Origin of the sequence: Xenorhabdus ehlersii, from assembly GCF_003610465.1 — a bacterium.
GTDB lineage: Bacteria > Pseudomonadota > Gammaproteobacteria > Enterobacterales > Enterobacteriaceae > Xenorhabdus > Xenorhabdus ehlersii.
Window position 1 is genome coordinate 138,184 of sequence record NZ_RAQI01000002.1, and the last position, 26,405, is coordinate 164,588.

Consider the following 26,405-nt stretch of genomic DNA (forward strand, 5'->3'; position numbering starts at 1 on the left):
CACTATTCGGTTGTAATTATTTGTTCTTCTTGAGCTTGAGCGGCTTTTTTGGCTTTGACACGAGCAATAGCTGCAGCAACAGCCGCTTTGCGTGGATCGGTTTCTTCCAGTTCTTCGGAAACAGCCGGAGGTAGAGGCGATTCAGGTTGTTTGTGTGCAGCTTTCTTAGCTTTGGCACGAGCAATAGCCGCAGCAACGGCCGCTTTACGAGGATCAGTCTTTTCTGGTTCTGCGGAATCTGCCTGTGGTGGAATCGACTCAGGTTGGCTTTGCGCGGCTTTCTTAGCTTTGGCACGAGCAATAGCCGCAGCAACAGCTGCCTTACGTGGATCTTGTTTATCATCTGTGCTATTTTGTTGAGGTTCCTCTGGTGACGTTGTCACTTCTCCACTTTGTGCTGCCTTTTTTGCTTTTGCCCTGGCTATTGCAGCGGCGAGGGCAGCTTTACGTGGATCATTATCTTCAACCGATTTTGATGTATTTTCTTCTATATTTAAGCTTGTAGTAATTTGTTTTTCTGCCTGACGAGCACGCAACTGTTCTTTTCTGGCCTTACGTGCTGCAATTGCGGCCGTATTGTCAGGTAATTGGCCTGCTTGCACCATGATAGATTCGCCAGTATTTCCCTGTTTTTCCTTCGCACGGGCAAGAGCGGCTTGTACGGCACTTTTATCACTGCTATTTACTTGAACAGCCGCTTTCTTATGGCGTTCTTCACGCGCCAATTTTTCCCGTTCCAGACGTGCCTGTTTGGCTTCAAAACGCACCTTAGCTTCGGTAGAGCGGCGTGCTTCTGCTTCTATCGCCCATATTTCAGCTTTTTCCTGTCGGTAGTATTGAACCAGAGGGATGTTACTTGGGCATACATAAGCACAAGCGCCACACTCAATACAGTCGAATAAATGATGATTTTTGGCTTTTTCATGTTCTTGCCCTCGACTGAACCAGTACAGTTGTTGCGGCAACAATCCGGCAGGGCATGCTTCAACGCATAAGCCGCAGCGAATGCAGGCTTCTTCAATAACTTTGGGTTCCATCTCTTGTACCGAAGGTGCAAGAATACAGTTACTTATTTTGACGATGGGGACATTCAAATCAGGCAAAGTGAATCCCATTAATGGCCCCCCCATAATGACCATTTGTTCTGATCCTGGATTAAATCCGGCTTGTTGTAACAGGAAGTGAACGGGGGTACCGAGGCGAGTCCAGAAATTACCGGGAGAAGTGACAGCTTCACCTGTTAGCGTAACTACACGTTCGATTAACGGCTCGCCATCAATAATGGCTCGTTTTATCGCCACGACTGTCCCCACGTTTTGCATAAGAACGCCGATGTCAGAAGAACGACCGCCAGAAGGTACTTCTTTTCCGGTCAGGATCTTGGTCAGTTGTTTGGCACCACCAGAAGGATATTTTGTTGGAATAACGCGCACGATGATGGATTTATCACCATTAAGTGCTGCGTTTAAGGCATTAATTGCTTCGGGTTTGTTATCTTCAATACCGATCAACACCTGCTTTGGATTAAGCAAATGTATCAAAATATGGATACCTGCAATAATTTCTTTCGCATGTTCCTGCATTAAACGGTCATCAGCGGTGATATAGGGTTCACACTCAGCCGCATTGATGATCAGGGTTCTGAGATTGTGTCGTCCGCCTTTAAGTTTTATTTCAGTAGGGAAGCCAGCGCCACCTAAGCCAGCAATACCGGCTTGTTGAATGCGTTGCAATATTTCATTGGCATCCAGTGTCGTATAATCAGCGACTTGGTTACGTTCTCCCCATTGATCTTTACCATCAGGACGCAACCGGACACACAATTCTTTCAGCCCGGATGGGTGTGCCGTGACGCAAGGTTCAATTGCAATAATTGTCCCGGATGTGGAAGCATGAACAGGTACTGTTCTGCCTATTCCAAACGTTAAAGCCTGGCCTTTCAATACATTATCGCCCACTTTAACCAGCAGTTCTCCTTCTGGTCCCAAATGTTGCTGTAGGGGGATGATTAATTCATTCGGCAATGGAGCATGGCGTAATGGGGTACGGCTAGATTGCAGCTTCATTTCTGGTGGATGGATACCACCATCAAAATCCCAGATTTTATTTTTGTTAAGCAAGTTGAGCAGATTAAACATGGGTTTTAACCTCAACAGGCTTAGCAAGAGAGAACAAAGTGGGGTCTGGTGTTACGGGAATATTTTTTACTGGAATAGTGGTTAAATCCCATTTCCAATTTGAGGTAGTCGTAGCAACGGGAATCATCGTAATGCAATCTGTTGGGCAAGGTGCGACACATAGGTCACAGCCTGTGCAGAGATCTTCAACAACGGTGTGCATGGCACGGTTTGCACCAATAATGGCATCTACAGGGCAAGCCTGAATGCATTTTGTGCAGCCTATGCAATTTTGTTCATCAATGAAAGCAACTTTTCTGGCTGGATTTTGAACGCTATCGTCGCCATCCAACGGTTGTGGATCAACACCCAGCAATTCAGAGATTTTGATCATAACTTGCTCTCCACCGGGGGCGCATTTATTGATCATCTCGCCATTATTGGCAACCGCTTCCGCATAGGGGCGACAACCGGGATAACCACACTGTCCACATTGACTCTGGGGCAATAAATTGTCGATATTTTCAACAATTGGATCTTCTTCTACTTTAAAACGACGGGCTGCAAAACCAAGGATTAAGCCAAAGGCTAATCCGAGTATGCTTAACACGCCGATAGCAATCCATAATGACATCATTAGAATTTCACCAAACCACTAAATCCCATAAATGCGAGGGACATTAACCCTGCTGTAATAAGCCCTATTGATGAACCACGAAAAGGGACAGGAATGTTGGCAACGGCCAAGCGTTCCCGAATGCCGGCAAACAGCACCATGACGAGAGAAAACCCCGCGGCAGCGCTGAAGCCATATACAGCAGATTGTAAAAAATCGTGGGATTGATTGACATTCAGTAATGCAACACCAAGTACAGCACAGTTAGTTGTAATCAGTGGCAAGAAAATACCTAACAAGCGATAAAGCGTCGGGCTGGTTTTGCGGACGACCAATTCCGTAAACTGAACGACAACCGCAATAACGAGAATGAAGCTCAGAGTTCGCAAATAAGCCAAATCAAGCGGGACAAGAATAAATGTGTTTACCAGCCATGCGCAGATAGAAGCTAGGGTAAGAACAAAAGTTGTGGCCAGCCCCATACCGATGGCGGTTTCAAGTTTTTTGGATACTCCCATAAATGGGCATAGACCCAAAAATTTTACTAAAACAAAGTTATTGACCAAGACTGTGCCAATAAATAACAAAAGGTATTCAGTCATTGCTATACCTGAAAATAAGATATTGGAAAATGGAACACTGCTTACATAGTTTGAGTAGAAATTCCCCACCTGAGTGTGGGGAAGCGGGGCAATGATAACAATCAATTGTGGGGTATGTTATCGATCTTGTGTGAAAGTCATTTTCACCCGATGGGAGCGTTTAATATAAGGAATGAAAACGGCAGCAGCCAGTAATGGCCATAATAGGGAGCGTATTGCCATTTCATCAGAAATAGGAGAAAAGGCGAAAGTTTTTATCGCTATCAGCACGGAAACCATCAGCCAAATAATAAAAATACGAGGGAATCGTTTCGAACGAATAAAAAGTAGCTTCAGTACCCATACAGTAAAACACCACATCATTGTCGTGGTTAATACTGAGGCATACCACAACGCGGTAAAACCACCACCTATTTGATGAATAGCTTCATTTTTATGGATAAACGTCATTATATATAACAGTAACATCAAACTGGCAGCAATTAATGTCATGATTAGATATGCGGCAGGCGCTAATAACCAGCCATTAATACGATAATAATCATTGGACTGATACATAAGAAGTTTTCACTCCATCATGAGTGTTTTTGATATTGGGAAAATGATTATAGGAAAAAGATAGTAATACTGGAACCAGGATTATTTGCTAACGTGTGAGAGGTGGTGATACTTTCTGATGCCTGATTACGCGTTTACGATATTACGATCATTTCTTAGAGGCAGTTATGAGTGATTTTTTAAAAGTTGGTTTGGTAGGTTATGGCTATGCAAGTAAAACGTTCCATGCTCCATTGATTGCAGGAACATCCAATATTGAATTGGTTGCTATTTCCAGCAGTGATGCAGATAAAGTTAAAAAAGACTGGCCAACAATATCAGTTGTTTCTTCACCGGAGGAGCTCTTCCATGATCCCAACATTGACCTTATTGTGATCCCAACTCCGAATGATACTCACTATCCATTGGCACAACAGGCATTGACGGCAGGTAAACATGTCATCGTTGATAAGCCTTTTACCATTACGGTAGAACAAGCCCAATCACTGAAAAAGCAAGCGGAAGAAGCTAATTTATTGCTATCTGTATTCCATAATCGTCGCTGGGATTCTGGTTTTCTGACGGTTAAATCAATTATTAAAGAAAATAAATTGGGAACACTGAAATATTATGAATCCCATTTTGATCGTTACCGTCCTGCTGTTCGTCAGCGCTGGCGTGAAGCTGCCGGAGCCGGTAGTGGTATTTGGTATGATTTAGCTCCCCATTTACTGGATCAGGCCGTTCAACTTTTTGGCAAACCACAAGCCATCACAACAGATTTGGGCATGATGCGTCCGAATGCAGAGACGGCGGATTATTTTCATGCCCAGCTCACCTATTCTGATTTGAAAGTTGTATTACATGCAACCATGCTCGCAGCGGCAGAATCACCTATTTATACATTGCATGGTATGGCTGGCAGTTATACCAAGTATGGGTTGGATACTCAGGAAGAGCGTTTAAAGGCAGGGGAAAGGCCCCCACGGGCTGACTGGGGATATGATGCACGGGATGGTTATGTAACGTTATCACAAGGTAATGATTTGGCTGCGAAAGTTGTTCCTACAGTACCTGGCAATTATGGCGCTTATTATGCCGCTATTCGTGATGCAATTTTGTTTGGAAAACCGAACCCAGTGACGGCCAGCGAAGCTATTTTGATTATGAAGCTTATTGAAGCAGGTGAAAAATCGGCAAAAGAACAGCGCACAATCTTAATTGACTAATTAAACGGTGGCAGGTGGGCTTATATTGATGAACATGTTGCAGAAATTAAGAATTGATCTTTTTTTAGTTATATTGATTGCGGTGGTCATCATTGCATCATTTTTTCCTTGTGAAGGTGAAGCTAAAAAGTGGTTTCAGTACTTCACAACGGCCGCTATTGCGTTGTTATTTTTTATGCATGGCGCGAAGTTATCCCGTAATGCCATTTTGGCAGGAATAGGGCACTGGCGGTTGCACTTGGTGATTTTCACTAGCACTTTTATTTTGTTTCCCATACTGGGTATGGGATTAAGTTTCATCGTGCCGGAATGGATGTCACCGACAGTTTATATGGGCTTTCTTTATCTTTGTGCTTTACCTGCCACGGTGCAATCGGCTATTGCTTTTACTTCTGTTGCAGGAGGAAATGTTGCTGCGGCGATATGCAGTGCTTCTGCTTCAAGCCTATTAGGCGTATTCCTGTCGCCATTATTGGTTGGTTTTTTGATCCAAACTCATGAGGGAGGTGCTCAAACTGATACCTGGAAGGCGATAAAAGATATTATCTTGCAGCTGATGGTGCCTTTTATGGTTGGACACTTATCACGTCCTCTGATTGCCCGTTGGGTGGAGAAACATAAAAAATTGGTCAACATGACGGATCGTTCTTCTATCTTGCTGGTGGTTTATGTTGCATTTAGTGAGGCGGTGGTGGAAGGTATCTGGCATAAAATCGATGCTTATTCACTTTTCATGATTGGGATCGTCTGCTGTGTTTTATTAGCCATTATATTAATAATTAATGTATATAGCTCGCGTTTGCTGGGTTTTGGTAAAGATGACGAAATCACGATTGTGTTTTGTGGTTCGAAGAAGAGTCTGGCGAATGGCGTGCCAATGGCCAATGTATTATTTCCCGCGCCAATGGTAGGTGTGATGCTGTTACCGCTGATGATTTTCCACCAGATCCAACTGATGGTTTGTGCTGTCCTCGCTCAGCGTTATGCGCAGCGCCTAAAAACAAAAAAGGCAGAGTAGTTTTCTGCCCTTGGAACAATTTAGAATAAATAATGTTTCTTAGCGGTTGGCGACTTTTTCTTTCAGCGCTTGTTTTTCCGCTTCACTAAGGAATGCTGTTGCCAATCCATTAATCTGCGCCTGTCGGATCTGCGCTGGAGACAGCCCCGCTGCTGGCGCAGCAACGTTATACTCATGACGAATTTCAATACCTTCTACTGCCGGATCATCTGTATTGATTGATGCCAAAATCCCATGCTCAAGGAATTGTTTCAGTGGGTGAGCTTGTAAGGAACTGACTGTGCTGGTTTGCAGGTTTGATGTCAGGCAGGATTCAATACCGATGCCATGCTCAGCTAAATAATCCATTAGGGCTGGATCAGTGATTGCTTTGACACCGTGACCAATACGCGTTGCACCCAATTCACGAATAGCGTGCCAGATGCTTTCCGCACCTGCGGCTTCACCGGCATGTACACTAATATTCCAACCCGCGTCGCGCGCACGGATAAAATGTTGCTCAAAGAGATGGCCTGGGAATCCTAATTCATCACCGGCCAGATCTAATGCGGTGATATGTTGTTTATGGGCAAGAAGTCCAGCGAGTTCTTCGGTGCAAGCTTTTTCCCCAAATGTTCTACTCAGGATACCAATTAAACGGATCTGAATATCATGTTGTTGGCTTGCTGAGTGAATACCATCGATTACTGCTTCCACGACACCTTCAACGGCAAGTTGGTGCTTCATCGCCATGTAATAAGGGGAGAAACGCAGTTCAGCGTAGTCAAGACCCGCATTGACCGCATCTTTAACGTTTTCAACGGCGACTCTGCGACAAGCTTCTAAATCAGCAAGTACAGTCACACCCCAGTCCAATTTTTGCAGGAAGCTGACAAGGTTAGGTTCATTTTCAATGATTTGGACATAGGGACGTAATGCTTCCAGCTCATAAGCTGGGAGTGGGATATTATGTTGACGAGCAAGATCCAAAATGGTCTCAGGGCGGATATTACCGTCAAGGTGACGGTGAAGATCGGTCAGTGGAAGCTGTATGTCAATCATTTTCTTATCCTTATTATCAAATTTTATATATACAAAAAAGCCAGTCAACGTGTTGACTGGCAAGAAAGTGAAAGCACTATTCTGCAAGGCCATTATCAAGCAGGAATTGATGTAAGCTGGATTCTTTGTCGTTTAATTTGACTTTATCATTAGCATAGAGGAAGTTAAGGCCAATGATACCGTCTTTATCAGTAAGGATTTTGTATTTAATCCCTTCTTGAGTTATTATCCTAACTTGTTGTTCTGCTTGAGCTTCTGCGGCAGCTTTATCCTGACCATCTAGCATCGCTGACTGCGCAATAGATTCTATCAACATGGCTTTCGGTACATTAATGTGCAAGGACAATTCCTGAACCAGAGTACGAGCCATTTCTTCCGGTTCCATAAGTTGCCATGCACTTTTATTTTCCGGAATATTTTGTAAGGAAAGATTGAAATCTACTGAACTTTCACCTTTGCTGTTTTTCCAACTAAAAGGAGAAATGCTGAATTGTGGATTGTTATTCAGAAGGAGATGTAAGTTACTGAGGATCGCTAGGGAAGTCGTATCATAAGATACTTTATCCGTAGTCAAGGCTGTTTCTGCCGTATCATTATAGGCTTGGGTAAATTTACGTACAGACTGGCCATCGAGTTTTTCCATACCCAGAGCTAACTTACCAGAGCCAAACTCTATATCCTTAATCTTTACACCATCAATGCTATAAACGATTTTGATGTTCAGATTGTCTTTATCCTCACCTAAATTGGATGTCACTTTCATTCCCTTAAGAGCGATATTTGGCTCATTAGGAATTCCATTCATGCTGAATTCGCCAATACTGTAGCTTTGATCTCCGGTATAGATATCAAATTTACCTTTTTTATTATCTCCTTTAAAATCAATACCTTTAAGTGAAATTGTCTCTTTTTTGGTAGGATCACTAAAAGACAGTTCATCACTTTTGACTGTGAAGGAAAATTCACTTAGATCATGATTAACGTCGGCACTGATTTTTGCGCCTGAAAATGACAGAACCCGTTGGTCACCATTTTCATTCGTTTCCGTATGATTAATAGGGATCAGCTCAATGTTAGCAGAGAGCGCGCGGCTATAACTGACCTTAGCATCTAAATTAAACAGTGATTTTTCATTTGTGATATTAAATAGTTTTTTCAATGCGTCATTTTTTTCAAGTTCTGCGTGGACAGAGGCCATTTGGGGTATCAGGTTGAATCTCTTTAGGTTAGCAGTGGGAAATGGCCCATGATCAATTGTCGATTTGAAAATGATTTCTTCATTTGGCGGAATATCGGCATTTTTTACACCATTCTTGATGTTTAGGATTAAACGGACATCGGAGCTGAAAATACCTCGTTTGAAATCTTTTGCTTGCCATTCTATGCCACTTTGAGGAAACGATTTTACCAGTTCAGTGTTCGCCTGTTTTATAAAGCTATCTAAACGATCTTCAAGTTTCTTACCTGTATACCATGATGCTGCTGTCCATACAGCGCCCAGAGCAACAACAACACTTACTGCAACTAACGATTTTTTCATGTGGAAATCCCATCCTTTTAACGCGTATACATGGACGTATTATGCGTTTTGTATTTATGTCAAAATTCACTGAAAATATGATTAACTACCAATAAAAATAATCATAACCATATGAGTATAATAAAATTAATTAGATACTCTGGCTATTCTCCCCTTACCATAAACAGTTACGGCTTTTTCAATAGCAGGCAAGAAGATTGATTCACCTGAGAGTAATTTCAACTGCTGTTTATCAGTGCTGATCACTGCTTGCCCTTCAACACAAAATAGAACCGATGCTGAATCATTTTCCAATGAGATTGGTTGTTCTGAAACAGAATAAACAGAAAAACAAAAATCATTAACAGGAACAGGGTAATTCAGCACATCTTTTTCCTGTCTTGGCACGGTTAGCAAAGTATCGGCAGCTTTTGAAATAAAATCCAGATTAGCCATTAATTCAGGGACATCAATATGCTTGCTGGTTAAACCGGCACGCAACACATTGTCAGAATTGGCCATAACCTCCAAGGCGACGCCATCAAGATAGGCATGGGGAGTGCGGGCATATAGAAACATCGCTTGGCCGGGTTCGAGTTCAACGACATTGAGCAAGAGTGGGGCAAACAGTCCATTATCATCAGGATAGAATGAGGTCATTTTTTTGATGGTATCCCACGGTTCGCCCTGATGACAGTTTAATGCTGACTTTAAAACAGCCATCGCCAAATGCTTTTGTTCGTTTTGCATATTCAATAACTGTGAAAACAGAAACGACAGATTTTGTTCAATCGGTTGTTGGAGGAATGTTTGAATATCTGGATGTGCGGCAGAAACATAATCCAATAATTGCGCAATCTCAGATAAGGGTCTAAAAGCATTCATGGCCTTGAACGGAGTCAGCGCATAGACCAATTCAGGTTTATGATTATCATCTTTGTAGTTGCGTTGTGCTGAGTCTAACGGTATTCCTTGTGCATTTTCTTTGGCAAAACCTATTTCTGCTGATGTTTTATCAGGATGCACTTGAATAGACAGTGGTTGAGCTGCACACAATACTTTGAACAAGAAAGGCAAGCGCTGGAATTGCTGGGCTACTTTTTCCCCAAGGTATTTCTCTGGTTCTTTGTTGATCAAAGTATTCAAGGCGATAGTTTCACCTGTTTGAGGATCTGTTACCAGTGAACTACATTTTGGATGTGCTCCCATCCATAGTTCTGCCATTGGCTGATTATCAGAGTTCTCGATACCATAAATATCCGTCAGAGCGGTTTTACTTCCCCAGTCATAATGTTGGATTTTGTTGGTCATTTTCAGCATGGCGGAATTTCCTATAATAAAAAGTAACTTATTTGTGTGACAACAATACAATAAACACGGTTAGGTCGCATTATCGATAATAAATTTATGGCATGATAAGAAAATGCCGACTAATTTATCTGCAAAGTTTGTTCCGGCGTATTCAATTATTCTGTGTGCTAAGGAGATAGTAAATGGCAGCCACTCGCATTGAAAAAGACTCAATGGGACCTATCGAAGTACCTGCTGACCAATTATGGGGGGCGCAAACTCAGCGCTCACTGGAGCATTTCCGCATTTCTCAGGAAAAAATGCCTGTTGCATTGATTGATGCCCTTGCATTGACTAAACAAGCAGCGGCCTGCGTTAATATGGATCTGGGCCTTCTACCTAAAGAGCGTGGCGAAGCAGTTATCGCTGCGGCGAAAGAGGTGTTAGAAGGCAAACACCCAACAGAATTCCCTCTTGCTATCTGGCAGACCGGTTCGGGAACTCAAAGCAACATGAACATGAATGAAGTGTTGGCGAACCGTGGTAGTGAGATCCTTGGTGGTAAAAGGGGCAATGAACGTCTGATCCATCCTAATGATGATGTTAACAAGAGCCAAAGCTCTAATGACGTTTTCCCAACGGCCATGCATGTTGCAGCAGTTACTGCATTACGTGAACATTTGTTACCAGAGTTAAAAGTACTTCAAAAAACCCTAGCAGATAAAGCGGAAGCATTTAAAGGCATCGTAAAAATTGGCCGTACTCACTTACAAGATGCCACTCCATTGACCTTAGGCCAGGAAATTTCCGGCTGGGCAGCCATGTTGACGCATAACTTGAAACATATTGAAGAGAGTATTCCTCATGTGTGTGAACTGGCTCTGGGGGGGACTGCAGTAGGAACTGGTCTGAATACCCATCCTGAGTATGCCGTCCGTGTTGCGCAGAAAATTGCTGAATTATCTGGTCATCCTTTTGTCACTTCGCCAAATAAATTTGAAGCCCTGGCAACTTGTGACGCGCTGGTTCACTCACACGGTGCATTGAAAGGTTTGGCTGCATCATTGATGAAGATTGCTAACGATGTTCGTTGGTTGGCTTCTGGCCCTCGTTGTGGTATTGGTGAGATTTCCATTCCTGAAAATGAGCCCGGCAGCTCCATCATGCCAGGCAAAGTGAATCCAACTCAGTGTGAAGCTATGACCATGTTATGTGCCCAAGTGATGGGTAACGATGTGGCAATCAACATTGGTGGTTCGTCTGGTAACTTTGAACTGAACGTATTCCGCCCAATGGTTATCCATAACTTCCTGCAATCCGTTCGTTTGCTGGCGGATGGTATGCGTAGTTTCAATGAGCATTGTGCTATTGGTATTGAACCTAATCGTGATCGCATCACCCAATTGCTGAATGAATCACTGATGCTGGTAACGGCATTAAATACTCATATTGGTTACGATAAGGCTGCTGAAATTGCTAAAAAAGCACATAAAGAAGGCCTGACGCTGAAGCAGTCAGCACTCCAGTTAGGGTATTTAACTGAAGCTGAATTTGATGCGTGGGTTCGCCCAGAAGATATGGTTGGCAGCATGAAGTAATGCTTGCTATATAAGCAAAAATGAAAAAAACCGGAGAGCATTTACTCCGGTTTTTTATTTCTCAGATTTCTTTGTAGAGATGTAAGCGGGAAATGACCAACTCAAGTGGCTTCGATTTGGGCTTATACTTATGTTTAATTGCGTTGGCATTGTAGTTGGACAAAGTGCCGAGTTTAGGTTTGATTTCACTATCTTCTGTGTAGAAAACAATCACAGGAATCGGACAAGCATATTGGACTTGCTTTTGTATTTCTGAATACCATACACGAGTAATAGGTTGTACTTTTACTGGTCGTTTGATTTTCAATACCACATCATCAGGTAATTTTTTAATATCTGTAATCTCCAATGCCACCAACGCTGCCCATTGATCACTGGAGTAGGGGGGGACTGCTCTGCCCGCATTGTAGCTTTTCTCCAGCTTTTCCAAAATTTGTTGCTTGGTGACTTTATTAATGATGTTCTTATTAGCCCACCCAAAGTTAATGGAATCAGGATTTAATAGAGGAGTGATAGTGCGATAGGCATTCAGGGTAATAAGGCCGCGCAAATGATCATGAACAAATTCAAATCGTTGTTCTTTGCTGATACCTGATTCTTTGGTAACGATATTTTCTAACTCTATTTTTAATTGGTTTACTTCATTAATGACTTCCATTGCTTCTTTATATTGCTGGTGGTTAACAGCAAAACACAAGGCGCCAGGCAGGCGGATCGCAGCTTTACTGCTGACATTAGGGTTATTATGGTGTATGAATAGCTTCTGATAGAAGTGTAAACCTACATTGAGCGCTTCATTTCCCTGTAGCTGATTGACCATAATTTCGGTTATTTGTTCATGTTCTTCACCTTTTTCAATTTTTGGTAATTCAAATACCCGTGCATCAATAAGCTTATAACTCATTAACAACTCAACCAGTTCAGATAGCTTTTCTTCTTGTTTTTTAAAGCAAGTTGTAAGTGATTCTATTGAAAAATACTTATTCATGATTGTTCTCAACCATCGACGATCATACGGTGCTTTATTTAGTTACAACATACTTTTAGTATAAAATCAACCCACAAAAAAATCCACAACCTACCACTCCCAAAGTTAATTAAAAAAGAAAACACCTATTGCGAAATAATTTAGCATTGTGCTAAAAAACCAATAACACATTAATTGAAAATACACCAAGGTCGTTAAATATGAAAAAATTAGTTAAGCCAATAAATTCCTTTAAGAAAGTGGTCGATGCATTGTTACCATACTCCGAATTGATCACAGCTGATTTATCAACACAAGGAAAAGTGATTAAAATAGAAAGTGAATTTGCTAAGTTTTTTTTATTAGAGCAAGGATATATCAATATGCGCAGAATAAACGACAATTTAATTATTGCTACACTTTTTTCACCCTACATTATCGGTTTATCTTTCTATTCTGGAGCAGAAACCTATTATTCCATTGAGCTAGGGGAAAGCTGTAAACTTTATCAAATTCCTCGGGTTAATGCATTGAATGCCATAAAGAAGTATGACCTCTATAGAGAGTGGATGAGAATAATTTCCTATAAAATATCTTTCTTATATGCCAGAGATATTAGCCTCTTCCGTCATTGCAATAGGGAAGTCGTGTGTAGTTTGTTATCTCGCCTGATGACCTTACCGACAGAATTCAGAGAAAATATTACGGCAATTAAATATATAGAACAAAGATGCACACTTTCACGCAGTTGTATACAACGAGTTTTACTCTCTCTAAAAAAAGAAGGATGCATTGAAATTATTGATGGATATTTGACAAAAGTTTTAGTGCTACCGATTGAATCTTATTATTAAAAAATATTTCAAGTATCAGATAAACAATGAATAATTCAGATTATTTTAAATGTATTGCTTAAAAAAGCCGACATTTATAATTTAAATTAAATTTATGCCGGCAGCTATATTTTATTATTTTGGTAATTTATTGAGTCTTAAGCCTAAATAAATAGCAATTATCATTAATAATGAAATAAAAGCAGCAACGCCGTTCCATCCAAAATAGAACCAGAATACTCCACCTAACGTTCCTGCAATACTGGAACCAGAGTAATAACAGAATAAATAAAGTGATGAAGCTTGCGCTTTGGCGCGCTTGGCTCTCTGTCCTAACCATCCACTAGCAACTGCATGAGCAGCAAAGAAGCCTGTTGTCAATATCATCACTCCCAGTATTACTGCCCAGATAGGGGGAAATAGGGTGATTAAGCAACCAATTAGCATCATACTGATAGCGGATAACAATACTTTTCCTCTCCCATGCCTGCTTATTAATCCACCAGCTTTAGTTGCGCTGTAAGTTCCTGTTAAGTAGACGACAGATAGCAAACCAACAATAGTTTGGCTTAAATGATAAGGTGCTTCTAATAATCGATAACCAATGTAGTTAAACATAGTGACAAAACTTCCCATAAGTAAAAAAGCTTCGGCAAATAGCAGGGGAAGACCTTGATCACGGAGGTGTAACTTCAAATTGATAAGTAATGATTTAGGTTTTAATGAGCTGGATTTAAAGTGCCTGGATTCCGGTAACATCTTCCAAAACGCAATGGCGGAGATTAAAGCAAATGTACCAAGTAAGATAACGGCAATCCGCCATGAATAGTGATCAGCGATCACACCAGTAATCAAACGTCCGCTCATTCCCCCTATTGAATTACCACTGATATAGAGGCCGATAGATAAGGCTACATAACTGGGATGGATCTCTTCACTTAAATAAGTCATCGCAACAGCAGCAACACCACTTAATGATAAACCCACTAGCGCGCGCATAAACAAAATCCCGTGCCAACTTGTTACAACAGAGCTTAGGAGAGTAAAAATAGCGGCGGCAATAAGTGATACTACCATCACATGTTTACGGCCAAGTGCATCGGATAAAGGACCTGTTATTAATAGACCGAGGGATAACATTCCGGTGGAAAGGGATAAAGCCAAACTACTATTGGCCGGCGAGATGTCAAATTCATCTGACAAAATTGGCAAAATGGGTTGAACAAAATAGAGTAATGCAAATGTTGCCAGCCCTACGGCAAAGAACGAGAGAGTGACTCGCAGGTATACAGCATCTTCACGTTGAATATAAGGCTGTTTACTTTTGTATCCTTGATTAATCGTGTTTTCAACATCTCTTTCAACGCCAGAGACTGCTGATTTTTCACTGACGCTTTGGATTGTATTCACGCTACTTCCTTATCTAGGTAAAACAAACGTTAATTACTTGATGTAGATCAAGGATAGGAATTCATGAATATTTTGTCTAATATATTAATCATTAAAAATGATATTTTTAAAATATCAATGGGGTGATAAATAATGACTACTAATATTGAACTCAGACACTTGCGTTACTTCATTGCTGTGGCAGAAGAGCTACATTTTGGACGAGCAGCAGAACGATTGAATATCTCACAACCACCATTAAGCCAGCAGATCCAAGCGCTGGAAGCAAATATAAATGCCCAGTTACTGGTGCGTAATAACAGAAATGTTAATTTAACACCTGCCGGACATATGTTTCTTCAGGAAGCATATCAAATCATTTCCCAAGTTGATGCTGCAGCAACCAAAGCTGCCAGAATGCAGCAAGGGGAGTTAGGGGAGATATCTATTGGCTTTACATCCATCACACCTTTTATGCAAAAAGTAACACTGAGTTTACGTCAATTCCGAGAACGTTATCCTGATGTCGCCATCCATATGCATCAAATGAATACTAAACAGCAAATAGCGCCTTTGCAGACAGGCAGAATTGATATAGGGATTATGCGCAATACGTCATTGCCCGATAATCTGGAACATCAGTTACTTTTCCGCGAGCGTTTTATGTTGGCCGTATATGATGATCATCCTTTGTTGAAATACGCTAATGAAGGTGTGGATTTGGAAATACTATCTGATTACCCACTGGTGTTTTTTGAACGTGATGTAGGGACAGCACTGTATGATGAAATTATTTCCTTATTGGCTAATGTAGGAGTGGTTCCGACGATTTCTCAGGAAGCAGGGGAAGCCATGACAATATTAGGATTAGTTGCTGCGGGATTAGGAGTAAGCATTATTACAGAATCGTTTACCCGAATGAAACTGGATGGAGTTCAATATCTGCCTTTAGCAAATAATCCTGCTTACTCCGAAGTTTGGCTGGTTAAACATAAAAATTACAATAACAGCGCTGCGGCAGATCGGTTAACTCAGCTCCTGATTTCAAACATTGTGGATGAAGCTAATAGCTAAAATTGTTCATCAAAAGTAATAATCAAGATAAGTTCGTGTGAAAGATCACATTTCTACCTTAAACGGATATCTTCTCATTTAAACAGAGACATAATCGTCATTATTAATTTTTTAGCAGCGTGAATTAAATGCAGGAGGCGAGGTGAGTGTTGATGTTCAACCAAGTCATATTGACCAAATCAGACAGACCAACATTGGGTTGGTTTATCGGTTAATTGATCAATATGGGCCTATCTCGCGTATCGCTCTTTCCAAAAAAGCTCAATTGGCACCAGCCAGTATTACTAAAATCACACGGGAACTCATTGATGCACATTTAGTGAAAGAAACTGAATTTCCTGACCTCGGTTTTAGAGGACGTCCTGCTGTTGGGTTGAAAGTAGATAGTAAAGGGTGGCAATTTTTATGTATTCGCATTGACGAAGGGCGTATTGTCATTGGGCTTCGTGACTTGAGCGGTAATCTCGTCGTTGAAAAGCAATCAGCATTCTCTGTGTCTCTGAATTACTCTTTCTTAGATTGTATTGTTAATGAAATTGATAACTTCTTTTTGTGTCATCAATCTGCCCTGGAACGGTTAACAGCAATCAGTATTACTATCAATGCGATAGTAGATCCGGTTAATGGAGTTATCCATAGTTCACCATATTACGATATCCACGATCTTCCTCTGGGAAAGTTTTTACACCAACGCACAGGACTGCCCATTTTTCTGCAACATGGTATAGCCGCATGGACAATCGCAGAATCTTTATATGGGGCAGGGAAAAACTATCAGAATCTTATTCAGATTGTTATAGATGACAATGTTGGCGCTGGAATTATGACAGCGGGGCAAATGCTCCATGCAGGAAATCATAGTGTCGTAGAAATTGGGCACATTCAAATCGAACCCAATGGCGAACATTGTTACTGTGGTAATATCGGCTGTCTTGAAACAGTGGTGGGTATCAAAAAAATTTTGTATAAATTTCACTCCCAGACGGAAAAGCAATCTGACGCCTTGACAATTGATTCACTTTGTCAGGCAGCTATAGATGGTGATCCACGGGTAACAGAAATTATTTGTGATGCTGGAGAACGAATCGGGCGCATCATGGCGATTATGGTCAATATCTTTAACCCCGAAAGGATCTTAATTGGTTCGCCGCTGAACAGCGTTAAACATATTCTCTATCCTGCCATTCAACAACAGATAGTACAGCGTTCACTTCCCGGCTATAGCCAACAAGTTGATATTGTGGCTACCCAATTTGACAATACAGGCACATTACCTGCGGCAGCCTTAATTAAACAAGCATTGTATAACGGTGAATTACTGCTCGAGCTCATGCAAGGATAACACCCATCACGCAAAACATTGCGCTAACGCAACCCCTATCTTAAACACATCCCCTACACTCTAATCTTGCTCGTTAAAGAGAGTAAGTAACCGGTCAATCTATTCTGTTATTACGGAAAAATGAATTTATGTTAACGCGCTTATTTGTTACAGGCACGGATACCAACATTGGTAAAACGGTTGTTACCCGCGCATTATTGCAAGTCTTTAATCGTGAAGGAGCAACCGCAGTAGGATATAAACCTATTGCGACAGAAAAACATGAAACTCCGGAGGGAATACGTAATCGTGATGCTTTAGTCATACATAAATCTTCACCGGTACAAGTGGATTATGAAGAAATCAATCCTGTTGTTTGGGAAAACAATTATGAAGAAGAAAATCGTGCTGATTTTACTCAAATGACAAAAGGTCTAAGAAATTTAGGCTGTAAAGCAGATCGTGTCATCATTGAAGGTAACGGTGGTTGGCGTGTATTGCTGGAAGATGAAACGTTTTATTCTGATTGGGTAGTGCAAGAAAAACTTCCCGTCATTTTGGTAGTTGGCATTCAGGCAGGTTGTGTTAACCATGCTATTCTCACGGCGCAATCCATCGTGAATGATGGTATACCTCTGATTGGCTGGATTGCTAATCGCATCAATCCAGGACTAGCACACTACGCCAAGGTATTGGAAAGGTTACGGCGTCACATACCAGCTCCACAGTTAGGAGAAATACCTTATCTTTTAAGGCCAGAAGAACGCGACTTATCTTGCTATCTGGATGTTTCTGCGATATTGGCATGTGATGATTAAAAAGAGAAATAAAAAGGGAGCAGATTACGCTCCCTTTTCCAAAAGTCAGAAAGAATATTACTCTTGACCTTTCTTATCATGAGAAAGACGGACATAGACTATTTTTTGTTTGCCGTAATCACAATGACCAACAACTTTTCCATTTGTCGTATTGTTTTCAGTAACTTGATCACTAGGAACTAAGTCAAGTCTAAAATCCGTTGTTGAAACACCATTTTTAATGATTTTCTGCGCAATCTCTTCTTTCAAGTTTTCACATGTTATCTTTTGTGAAGCTTGCACTGTAAAGGAAGAAAGCGCAAAAAACAACGCTCCGGTCAGTAGGATCTTTTTCACCATCATCTCCTTATCTTGATGTCGGTGTTGATTTTATTAAGGTTTAATCGGGCGACCTGTATTGATATCCAGACAACGTTTTGTGCTCGGTTCCCAATAAGCATTAATATCGACACTTTTTAAACAGGCTTCACGATTATCAGCTTCAACTTCATACTTATCAAACTCTTTTTCTTTACGTTTGTCCGCTTTATGGCGCAATCTTCTCTGTTCATTCCATTCTTCTTTGCTTTGACGAGCCATTTCTTTGCTTAAGGAAGTTTCTCCGCCATTGATGGTTACACACGTACTTTCTGATGCACATGGCGTAGAGAATGCGGACGTCTGCCAAAAGAAAGAGAATACCAGAGCAATAGCAGAAACACTTTTAACAATCAAAGAACGAACGTTCATTTTTGAACCTCTTTTACTACGTTACTTAAACTATAAGACTAAGCCATTTAACGAAACTGCTAAAAAATTATTAGTCCCTGTATACGGTTAAACCCGCGAATGACTGACAAACTGGCATCATTTCCAATGTATTAATATTGACGCGAGGAGGCAGGTTAGCAACCCAAAATACCGCTTCTGCAATATCTTCCGCCATCAATGCATCAGCGCCTGCATAAGTTTTATCAACTTTTTCCTGATTGCCTTTAAAACGAACATGAGAAAATTCAGTTCCTTCAACCAGACCAGGTTCAATATCGGTGACTCGGATATTCTTTCCATGTAAGTCAGCTCTCAACCCTAAACTAAATTGTTTGACAAAGGCTTTAGTAGCACCATATACGTTACCGCCAGCATAAGGCCAATTTGCTGCGGTGGAACCAATATTAATAATGTGTCCATGATTGGTTTGTACCATATTAGGCAACAAAGCCCGCGTCATATTCACTAATCCTTTCGTATTAGTATCAATCATTGTTTCCCAGTCATCAGGGTTAGCTTGGTGAGCGGGTTCTAACCCTAACGCAAGCCCTGCATTATTCACAAGAACATCTACATTACGTAGGCCATCTGGTAGTTGTTGAACTGTCTGCTCGATTGCAGTGCGATTTCTCACATCAAGTTGGATGGGGTGGAAGTTCTCACCCAATTCATTTTTCAATTGATCTAATCTATCCTTACGGCGTCCTGCTGCAATGACGATGGAGCCATGTTTGATAAATTTTCTTGCAATTGCCTCACCGAAACCAGAAGTTGCTCCTGTCACAAAAACAATCATAACTATCCTCTTATCTGCAATTTATTATCGTAATGTCCATATTAGTAGAAAAAGTTGTTTCTCATTAGTCAAGGTGAAATTATGGCTTTATTGCCAATTGATTGTTTTTTAAATAATTATTTAGCTGTGATTTGAAAGTTTTAGAATTGAAATCGGGGAATTTACTTTGAATGAATATCTTAAGATAAACATAATGGCCCGCTAAATGCGGGCCTGGAAAGGTCAGTAATTAGTTTGCTCTTGCCTGTCCCATATATTCCTGTAGAGAGCCATCAAATGCAATTTTCCCTTTGTCGATTCGGATTACTCGCTCAGCCAGTCTAAATACACGCGGATCATGGCTTATCATGAGCACAGTTTTACCACGAACGATATTGTTCAATGATTCAGCAAAGCTATTTATTTTACTATTGTCCAAATAGGTAGTCGGTTCATCAAATAGCAATATTTCTGGCGTCTTAAGATACAAACGCGCTAACCCAATCACCTGCCTTTCACCGCCCGACAAAGAAGAACCTTTTTCGTCAATATATGAATCCAAGCCATCCTTCAATTTGCCCAACAGTTCATTACCACCGGCTTTAATCAACGCTGAAATCATCTCTTCCTTGGTTGATTCTGTATTGGCAATGTGCAGATTATCGTATAACGTGCCTTTTATAATCTGAGTCTGTTGTGACATCACACCAAATTTTTGTAACCAACGCTGAGAATCGGGATTATCGAGAACTTCACCAAAAATTGAAACATAGCCTTCGCTTAATGGTGTCAAACCAGTCACGATATCAAATATTGTACTTTTACCTTGACCGTTATCACCGACGATAAGAACTCGTTCTCCTTTTTGTATAGAGATATTCATATCTTTGAACAAAGTCTCTCTGTCGTTATAGGAGAATTTCTTGACGTTGATATCAATAGCATTAGCATTATAATTCTCCACTGGTTGGCTCTGTTTGCGATTGTTTGGCTGATAAGCTCCCAACAATTCTAACACCCTGTCCAACAACGATTTGAGTGAAGCAAATTTATTTAAATGATTGCTGTATCTCTTAATGGAATCAGACATTAATTGTTCATAGGTAAATGCAGCAACAAAGTTACCAGGGTTGATCGTTCCATCCATCAATAGCAAACCACCATACCAAAGTACGGCAATTGTCGATGCTAACTGTGCAAAAAAGCCAAGAGGAATAGATAGAGACATAAACAGCCCGGTGATCTTCTCAACATTTTTCACTTTAGTATTAGCATCATTAATTCTCTTTTTCTCCGACTCTTCAGAATTGAAAATCTTGACAGATTTGATCCAAGAAAGAGATTCTTGGATGACGCCAGTTAATCGTGAGTTATAAATTTGCAGAATTCTTTCATAAACAGCCACTCGGTTAGTGATTGGCTTGCTGATTAGAGTAGTCAGACAAACCATCATAAATGCCAAAATAGCCAATTTAATATCAATCAGGGCCATGGCAATAAATGGGCCGATGATTGATAACGTATCATAGAGAAATTCGCTATATAAATCTCTAACTCTATCTGACACAAGATAAGTATCATTTTTTATTCTAAATGCCAGATTCGCTGAATGAAATTTTCTGGTGATATGATAGGGAAAAGAGAGGAAAGAATCGACTAGCGATTTCCTCATATTATAACTCAGTTCTGATGCATTAATTGTTTGCATCCAAATGATAATAGCGTGGCTGATGACAATCAATAATGATACTGCGATTAGAGAAGCAATTAATTCATTAAATGAGAAAGAAAGAATTAGCTTATCCTTCAATAAAGTATTGACTAATTCCTGAACCAGAAATGGAAATAAAACCTCCGCTAAAGCAGCCACTACTGTAAAAACAATAGCCAGTACCAATGCTGTTTTTTGTTTACGTATAAAAGAATAAAGGAATATAATATATTTCATATACTGATCACTGTTGAGTTATCAATCTAACTAGTATAGACAACATGTTAAAACTTACCATCCTACCAAAAAGCGACTAACTCCATCCTTGGAATACATTTATCCTATGACAATAAAATACAATTTATATTGCAACTAACAACTCAATAATTTTGAGTGGAATTATGTGATCAATATTATTGAATGATTTATCGCAATTTTTAGATTACCTGTATTTTATAAGAATATCTATTTAAATGCATAACCATGCAGGAAAGCAGGGCGCCGCTCTTCATATATTCAGATAAATTGAAAAGTTTTGGCGTTAATGCCAATTTAGAGCAAATTTTTTCCAGCTCATGGTTTTTGTTCATTTCATAGATATACTCCTCTGTACCTGCTTTCAGGTCATTAATATTAGATGAACAGAGAATATGTTGATTGACTCTGACAGAGTTACAAATCCCACTGTACGCAATATCTTTATTGATACTGATAATGTTGGTTACTTTTTCCAGTTCTTTCAGCTCATCGCTGTTGAATCCGCCGGTATAAACGAGCGTATTTTCTTTATCCAGTGGGAATATGCTGCAATCCAAATGGTAAAGATAAGGATCTCTTTCTTCCACTTTCACGATTTTGAGACCGAATTTTTCTTCCATCCAGTCATAAGTTTTAATATCACTTCTTATTCCATAACCGCCGATCAGTACATTATCATGCAAGTGTTTTAACTCCGCTTCACCTTCAAAATAGTAGGGAGCAACTTCAGTTTTATAGCCCAATGATTCAAAGAAACTTACCCCAATAGGTGTTTCTGATCTTCTGATTTCTGATGCAAAATTGGCAACTATTGCAGTTGGATCTTCATCTCCAATAATAATTCCCAAGTTAGCAACATATACTTGATCTTGTAGCTCCTGATGAGTATCAGATGGCAGTAAATAGACCAACGATTGTGATGACATAAAGCTATATAGCTTATAGAACTGTCTTAAAGCCACTTTGCTGTTAACGTTGATGGCGGATTCATCCAGTTCCTCCATCCAAATATTATTTCTTACATTGGTATTTAATGAAAATGGAGGAGCTAATAAAAAAACTGGCATTTTCAGGTCAGAAATGATACTGGAAGAATTCTTTAACATCTTAAAACCTCAATTTTAGTTTATATTATTTGTTTATAGAGAGTTATCGTTGATTCTAACTAACTTAGTTATACCACCAGTGACATGTTCCTTTTCAGTTACCAATGAAGTTAATTCATCATCATCAGTGACAGGGATCACCAAGTCGACTTGTGAACCATACCGAATCATTGAAAATCTATCACCCTGATATACAGGAGTATTTTGTTGTATATGGAACGGTGTTATCGTATCAACATCATAATCACCGACTTGAACCATATAGTATTCTCGATTAATGCTAGGCGAGTAGACTTTATTGACGACTCGTTGGTTCAGATATAAATAGTCGTCATAAATTAATTCAATGTTCTCTTTATAAAAAATATTACTCTCTACATCAATCATTGGTAGATTGTTGGTTTCCAGAGGTTCATGTTCCGCGTAACTCAGGATGCCATCGTAAGGAACTCTATTAATATGCACGTCATAACATGTCATAAAAATACCAATGACAAGCGAACGTTTATCATAATATTTATCTCTTATGATATCCTGAATGCTATATTTTTTTCCTTTTACTTCGGTGATCGCTTCATCTGGGTTTATTATTCCGCTATAGATAACGAACCCATCAGCAGGAGATAAAAAATATCTATCATCCGTATTGATTGTTCTCGCTGGATCCCTGAAAAAACCTTCCTGAAAATAAGTTTCAGGTGGAAGATCAGGGAGTCCATTAAATATCGATTTAATGGCTTCGTTCATTTTGTTACTCATTATTACCTCTAAAAATGTTCATCAACTAGAACATGAAACAGAGAAAAAACAACATGATACAAACAGTTACAGCGAGATATGTTACAGACTAATATTAATGATTCAATTTTATTTTTTTTATGGGTATGTTTATTTTTTGTTTGTCAATAAACAACATTTCACCTAAGTTAACTAGAATGATATATATAGCCAACTAAATATAAATATATTGATGATATAAATTATGGGTAGTAAGGTAGTGTATTATATATATCTGTCAGTGATATTTATCACAAATATGGCAGAAAATTTCATTAAAACTGAAGAAAGTGAAGTTTATAGGTCGATTTTTAATCCATTTTAATACTTAGAGTAAGGGGATTTTTATGAACTGATATAACTTTAAAGTCAACATAAAAGAAATGTGAGGTATTTTAAATCACGCCTCAAAATTAGAAGAACAAGTTAGGAAAAATTTCATTACTGCTTTTATACCAAGGAATTATTTGCGTAATAATGCAGATGTTTCGCAAATATATGCATAAATTTAAAATAATACCGAAAAAATATACGGCAACGATCCTAAATTTTATAGTCAATTGAAATTACATAAACTTCCTATTTATCCAGCTCATAAAATATGAAATTTTCGATCTTTCTCACAGATTTGAATATTCTTTCCTGACGAGAATACTTAAAGTTACATGTATGTATCTAACTTTACTCCTGTTTTTACATTTTTGCTACAAATTTGACTAAAATGCAACCGTTAAATATATTAAATCATAGGTTATATTTTATCCATTTAATCCATAAGGAGAGGAAGTAACCATGCTGATACCAACGCTAAGGCATTTCATTAATGGTCAGTATATTGAGACTAAAGGTTCCGAATATTTTGATCTGGTGAGCCCGGTCACTGGTGAATCTTATGCACGTTCTCCTAACGCGACCGCGGCGGATGTTGATGATGCTTATGCATCGGCTAAAGAGGCATTTAAAGTATGGGGACGTAGAACACCCTCGGCACGTCAGCGGGCGCTGTTAGCGCTGGCTGATACGATAGAAAAAAATGCTGAACGTCTGATTGAATTACAAAGCCGCAATACAGGGCAGCTTAAGCACCTGATTGCCTCCGAGGAGGTTGCGACATCTGTGGATCATATCCGCTTCTTCGCCGGTGCAGCCCGTTTTTTGGAAGGCAAGGCTACAGCTGAATATCTCCCTGATATGACTACTAGTGTCCGGCGTGAACCGCTGGGCGTGGTGGGGCAGGTTACCCCATGGAACTATCCGTTGATGATGGCAGTGTGGAAGATAGCACCTGCTCTGGCAGCAGGAAATACCGTGGTACTTAAACCAAGTGATACCACACCGGAGAGTACTCTGTTACTGGCTGAACTGTCCGCTCCGTTTTTCCCTGCTGGCGCCTTCAACGTGGTATTGGGTAATGCGAGCGCGGGTGCCCTGGTCGTTTCACACAAAACGCCTGCTATGGTTTCTATCACTGGTTCCACACGTGCAGGTTTTCAGGTTGCCTCTTCGGCGGCGGCTAATCTCACCAGAGCGCATCTGGAACTGGGTGGCAAAGCGCCGGTGGTTATTTTTTCTGATGCGGATATTGACAAAGCAGTGGATACCATCGTTACCGCAGGGTACTTCAACGCTGGTCAGGACTGCACGGCGGCTTCACGTGTGCTGGTGCATGAATCTGTTCACGATATCTTCGTCACTAAATTGGTGGCGGCAGCTAAAGCCACCCGTTTTGGCGATCCAGAAGATAAAGAGGCGCTGTATGGACCGCTTAATAATATTCGTCAGCTGGAGCAGGTCAAAGGGTTCATTGCACGTCTGCCCGCCCATGCCCGTATCGAAACAGGAGGCCGTCAGGCCAATCGTTCGGGATATTATTTTGAACCTACGGTGATTACTGGTCTGGAGCAATACGATGAAGCGATTCAGACTGAGATTTTTGGCCCTGTTATCACAGTGCAGAAGTTCCTCACAGAACAGGAAGCTATCGAGAAAGCTAACGATGTAAAATACGGATTGGCCTCCAGTGTCTGGACCCGCGACCATGGCCGCGCGTTACGCCTGTCTCGTGAGCTTGATTTTGGAACTGTCTGGATTAACACCCATATTCCTCTTACGGCAGAAGCACCACATGGTGGCTTCAAGAATTCTGGATACGGTAAAGATTTGTCGGCTTATGGCTTCGATGAATATACACGTATCAAACACGTGATGAGTTCCAATGATTGATACAAGGATACCCACAATGAATCAAAATAGATCTTTGCGCGACCTGGTATCACGTGCGCACCATGAGCTCTTTACTGACCGTGATGTGAGGGCACTTGAGCGTTATTTTGCACCGAATTTCATTGAACATTCTCCACTAATCAAAGACGGACTTACCGGACTGCGTGAGCTGGTCCAATCACATCCTGAACTGCATCATGAAACATTTCGCGTACTACAAGACGGTGATTTGGTTGCTATCCACGGTCGTTTCACGGGTTTAGACGATCAACCGTTGGTCGGTTTCGATCTTTACCGGATTGCCGATGGCTTAATCGTGGAACATTGGGATGGATTAGTACCGCAGTCCGCGCCCAACGCCAGTGGCCGAACTCAGTTGGATGGCCCAACTGAAACAGGCCATAGTCGTGACCGAGAGAAAAATCGCGAACTGGTGGTTAATTTTTTCACACGGTCCCTGATCGAAGGGCACTATGATGAGTTTGGAAATTACACCAATGGTAAAGAGTTTCGCCAGCACAGCCCCGATATTCCCGATGGTACAGCTGCGGTCATTGCATTTCTTAAACAACTTAAAGATGAAGGGCGGGGCCTACATTATGCAAAAATCCACCACACAGTAGCCGACGGGCAGTTTGTTCTGACCCACTCAGAGGGGAGTATTGCCGGAGCACGTCACAGTTATTTTGAGCTATGGCGTGTCGAGAACGGCAAAGTGGCTGAACTTTGGGATGCTATCACACCAGTACCGGAGGATGCGCAAGCGCTACACCGCCACGGTATTTTTTAGCGTTGTTTGCAGACATGCTGAAATTCTGGGTTATTTCAATCAGGAG

At 40.6% G+C, this 26,405-nt stretch carries 24 protein-coding genes; 9 read left to right on the top strand and 15 right to left on the bottom strand.

The features are described from left to right. Nucleotides 1-2 precede the first annotated feature (2 nt). The 4 genes from rsxC to BDE27_RS06495 form a co-directional block, all read right to left on the bottom strand. Nucleotides 3-2,138: an electron transport complex subunit RsxC gene (rsxC, locus tag BDE27_RS06480; RefSeq protein WP_099132409.1), complete on the bottom strand. Its 2,136-nt coding sequence runs from the start codon at nt 2,136-2,138 to the stop codon at nt 3-5. Then, nucleotides 2,131-2,754 carry an electron transport complex subunit RsxB gene (gene rsxB / locus BDE27_RS06485; protein WP_099132410.1) on the bottom strand — a complete coding sequence of 208 codons (624 nt, stop codon included), beginning with the start codon at nt 2,752-2,754 and terminating at the stop codon, nt 2,131-2,133. The genes rsxC and rsxB overlap by 8 nt, the downstream gene beginning before the upstream one ends. Next, entirely contained in the window at nt 2,754-3,335 is a 582-nt protein-coding gene (gene rsxA, locus BDE27_RS06490) for an electron transport complex subunit RsxA (protein ID WP_099132411.1), read from the bottom strand. The genes rsxB and rsxA overlap by 1 nt, the downstream gene beginning before the upstream one ends. Nucleotides 3,336-3,452: 117 nt before the next feature. Beyond that, nucleotides 3,453-3,893, bottom strand: coding sequence for a DUF2569 domain-containing protein (locus tag BDE27_RS06495; RefSeq protein WP_099132412.1), 441 nt, complete (start codon nt 3,891-3,893; stop codon nt 3,453-3,455). A 167-nt stretch (nt 3,894-4,060) separates the two neighbouring features. Here BDE27_RS06495 and BDE27_RS06500 point away from each other — a divergent pair, with 167 nt between their 5' ends. Continuing rightward, nucleotides 4,061-5,101, top strand: coding sequence for an oxidoreductase (locus BDE27_RS06500; RefSeq protein WP_099132413.1), 1,041 nt, complete (start codon nt 4,061-4,063; stop codon nt 5,099-5,101). A 28-nt stretch (nt 5,102-5,129) separates the two neighbouring features. Then, nucleotides 5,130-6,119: a bile acid:sodium symporter family protein gene (locus tag BDE27_RS06505; RefSeq protein ID WP_099132414.1), complete on the top strand. Its 990-nt coding sequence runs from the start codon at nt 5,130-5,132 to the stop codon at nt 6,117-6,119. Nucleotides 6,120-6,158: 39 nt separating this feature from the next. On the opposite strand, the gene add is transcribed toward BDE27_RS06505, so the two are convergent. From add to manA, 3 genes are all read right to left on the bottom strand, one after another. Then, nucleotides 6,159-7,160 (bottom strand): adenosine deaminase, encoded by a 1,002-nt coding sequence (add, locus tag BDE27_RS06510; protein ID WP_099132443.1) that lies wholly within the window; start codon nt 7,158-7,160, stop codon nt 6,159-6,161. A 76-nt stretch (nt 7,161-7,236) separates the two neighbouring features. Then, nucleotides 7,237-8,700 carry a YdgA family protein gene (locus BDE27_RS06515; RefSeq protein ID WP_099132415.1) on the bottom strand — a complete coding sequence of 488 codons (1,464 nt, stop codon included), beginning with the start codon at nt 8,698-8,700 and terminating at the stop codon, nt 7,237-7,239. 126 nt (nt 8,701-8,826) lie between these two features. Further along, nucleotides 8,827-9,999: a mannose-6-phosphate isomerase gene (manA, locus tag BDE27_RS06520; RefSeq protein ID WP_099132416.1), complete on the bottom strand. Its 1,173-nt coding sequence runs from the start codon at nt 9,997-9,999 to the stop codon at nt 8,827-8,829. A 173-nt stretch (nt 10,000-10,172) separates the two neighbouring features. On the opposite strand from manA, the gene fumC reads away from it, so the two are divergent. Next, a complete protein-coding gene (fumC, locus tag BDE27_RS06525; RefSeq protein ID WP_099132417.1) occupies nt 10,173-11,567 on the top strand; it encodes a class II fumarate hydratase in 1,395 nt (464 codons plus the stop codon). Nucleotides 11,568-11,628: 61 nt separating this feature from the next. On the opposite strand, the gene tus is transcribed toward fumC, so the two are convergent. Beyond that, complete coding sequence (gene tus / locus BDE27_RS06530; protein ID WP_099132418.1) at nt 11,629-12,555, bottom strand: DNA replication terminus site-binding protein; 927 nt, start codon at nt 12,553-12,555, stop codon at nt 11,629-11,631. A gap of 200 nt (nt 12,556-12,755) precedes the next feature. Here tus and BDE27_RS06535 point away from each other — a divergent pair, with 200 nt between their 5' ends. Continuing rightward, nucleotides 12,756-13,388 (top strand): helix-turn-helix domain-containing protein, encoded by a 633-nt coding sequence (locus BDE27_RS06535; RefSeq protein WP_099132419.1) that lies wholly within the window; start codon nt 12,756-12,758, stop codon nt 13,386-13,388. A 114-nt stretch (nt 13,389-13,502) separates the two neighbouring features. Here the strand turns inward: BDE27_RS06535 and BDE27_RS06540 are convergent, their stop codons facing one another. Next, nucleotides 13,503-14,777, bottom strand: a complete 1,275-nt coding sequence (locus BDE27_RS06540) for an MFS transporter (RefSeq protein ID WP_099132420.1) — start codon at nt 14,775-14,777, stop codon at nt 13,503-13,505. A gap of 132 nt (nt 14,778-14,909) precedes the next feature. On the opposite strand from BDE27_RS06540, the gene BDE27_RS06545 reads away from it, so the two are divergent. The 3 genes from BDE27_RS06545 (at nt 14,910) to bioD (ending at nt 17,969) form a co-directional block, all read left to right on the top strand. After that, nucleotides 14,910-15,830, top strand: coding sequence for a LysR family transcriptional regulator (locus BDE27_RS06545; protein ID WP_099132421.1), 921 nt, complete (start codon nt 14,910-14,912; stop codon nt 15,828-15,830). Between the two features lie 142 nt (nt 15,831-15,972). Then, nucleotides 15,973-17,172 (top strand): sugar metabolism global transcriptional regulator Mlc, encoded by a 1,200-nt coding sequence (gene mlc / locus BDE27_RS06550; protein WP_099132422.1) that lies wholly within the window; start codon nt 15,973-15,975, stop codon nt 17,170-17,172. Between the two features lie 128 nt (nt 17,173-17,300). Further along, nucleotides 17,301-17,969 carry a dethiobiotin synthase gene (gene bioD, locus BDE27_RS06555; RefSeq protein WP_099132423.1) on the top strand — a complete coding sequence of 223 codons (669 nt, stop codon included), beginning with the start codon at nt 17,301-17,303 and terminating at the stop codon, nt 17,967-17,969. A gap of 57 nt (nt 17,970-18,026) precedes the next feature. On the opposite strand, the gene BDE27_RS06560 is transcribed toward bioD, so the two are convergent. The 6 genes from BDE27_RS06560 to BDE27_RS06585 all read right to left on the bottom strand — a co-directional run bounded on the left by BDE27_RS06560 (nt 18,027) and on the right by BDE27_RS06585 (nt 23,316). Next, nucleotides 18,027-18,311 (bottom strand): DUF1161 domain-containing protein, encoded by a 285-nt coding sequence (locus BDE27_RS06560; protein WP_339352545.1) that lies wholly within the window; start codon nt 18,309-18,311, stop codon nt 18,027-18,029. A 30-nt stretch (nt 18,312-18,341) separates the two neighbouring features. Further along, on the bottom strand, nt 18,342-18,698 hold the full coding sequence (locus BDE27_RS06565; RefSeq protein ID WP_099132424.1) for a DUF1283 family protein: 357 nt from the start codon (nt 18,696-18,698) through the stop codon (nt 18,342-18,344). 70 nt (nt 18,699-18,768) lie between these two features. Next, nucleotides 18,769-19,515 (bottom strand): bifunctional NADP-dependent 3-hydroxy acid dehydrogenase/3-hydroxypropionate dehydrogenase YdfG, encoded by a 747-nt coding sequence (gene ydfG / locus BDE27_RS06570; protein WP_099132425.1) that lies wholly within the window; start codon nt 19,513-19,515, stop codon nt 18,769-18,771. Between the two features lie 229 nt (nt 19,516-19,744). After that, nucleotides 19,745-21,442 (bottom strand): ABC transporter ATP-binding protein, encoded by a 1,698-nt coding sequence (locus BDE27_RS06575; protein WP_099132426.1) that lies wholly within the window; start codon nt 21,440-21,442, stop codon nt 19,745-19,747. A 200-nt stretch (nt 21,443-21,642) separates the two neighbouring features. Next, entirely contained in the window at nt 21,643-22,569 is a 927-nt protein-coding gene (locus BDE27_RS06580) for a dimethylarginine dimethylaminohydrolase family protein (RefSeq protein WP_099132427.1), read from the bottom strand. 33 nt (nt 22,570-22,602) lie between these two features. Next, nucleotides 22,603-23,316: a phosphatidylserine decarboxylase gene (locus BDE27_RS06585; RefSeq protein WP_167450560.1), complete on the bottom strand. Its 714-nt coding sequence runs from the start codon at nt 23,314-23,316 to the stop codon at nt 22,603-22,605. An 822-nt stretch (nt 23,317-24,138) separates the two neighbouring features. Here BDE27_RS06585 and BDE27_RS06590 point away from each other — a divergent pair. Both BDE27_RS06590 and BDE27_RS06595 read left to right on the top strand, forming a co-directional pair. Beyond that, complete coding sequence (locus BDE27_RS06590; RefSeq protein WP_099132429.1) at nt 24,139-25,569, top strand: gamma-aminobutyraldehyde dehydrogenase; 1,431 nt, start codon at nt 24,139-24,141, stop codon at nt 25,567-25,569. A gap of 16 nt (nt 25,570-25,585) precedes the next feature. Beyond that, nucleotides 25,586-26,359, top strand: coding sequence for a nuclear transport factor 2 family protein (locus BDE27_RS06595; RefSeq protein WP_099132430.1), 774 nt, complete (start codon nt 25,586-25,588; stop codon nt 26,357-26,359). Nucleotides 26,360-26,405 lie beyond the last annotated feature (46 nt).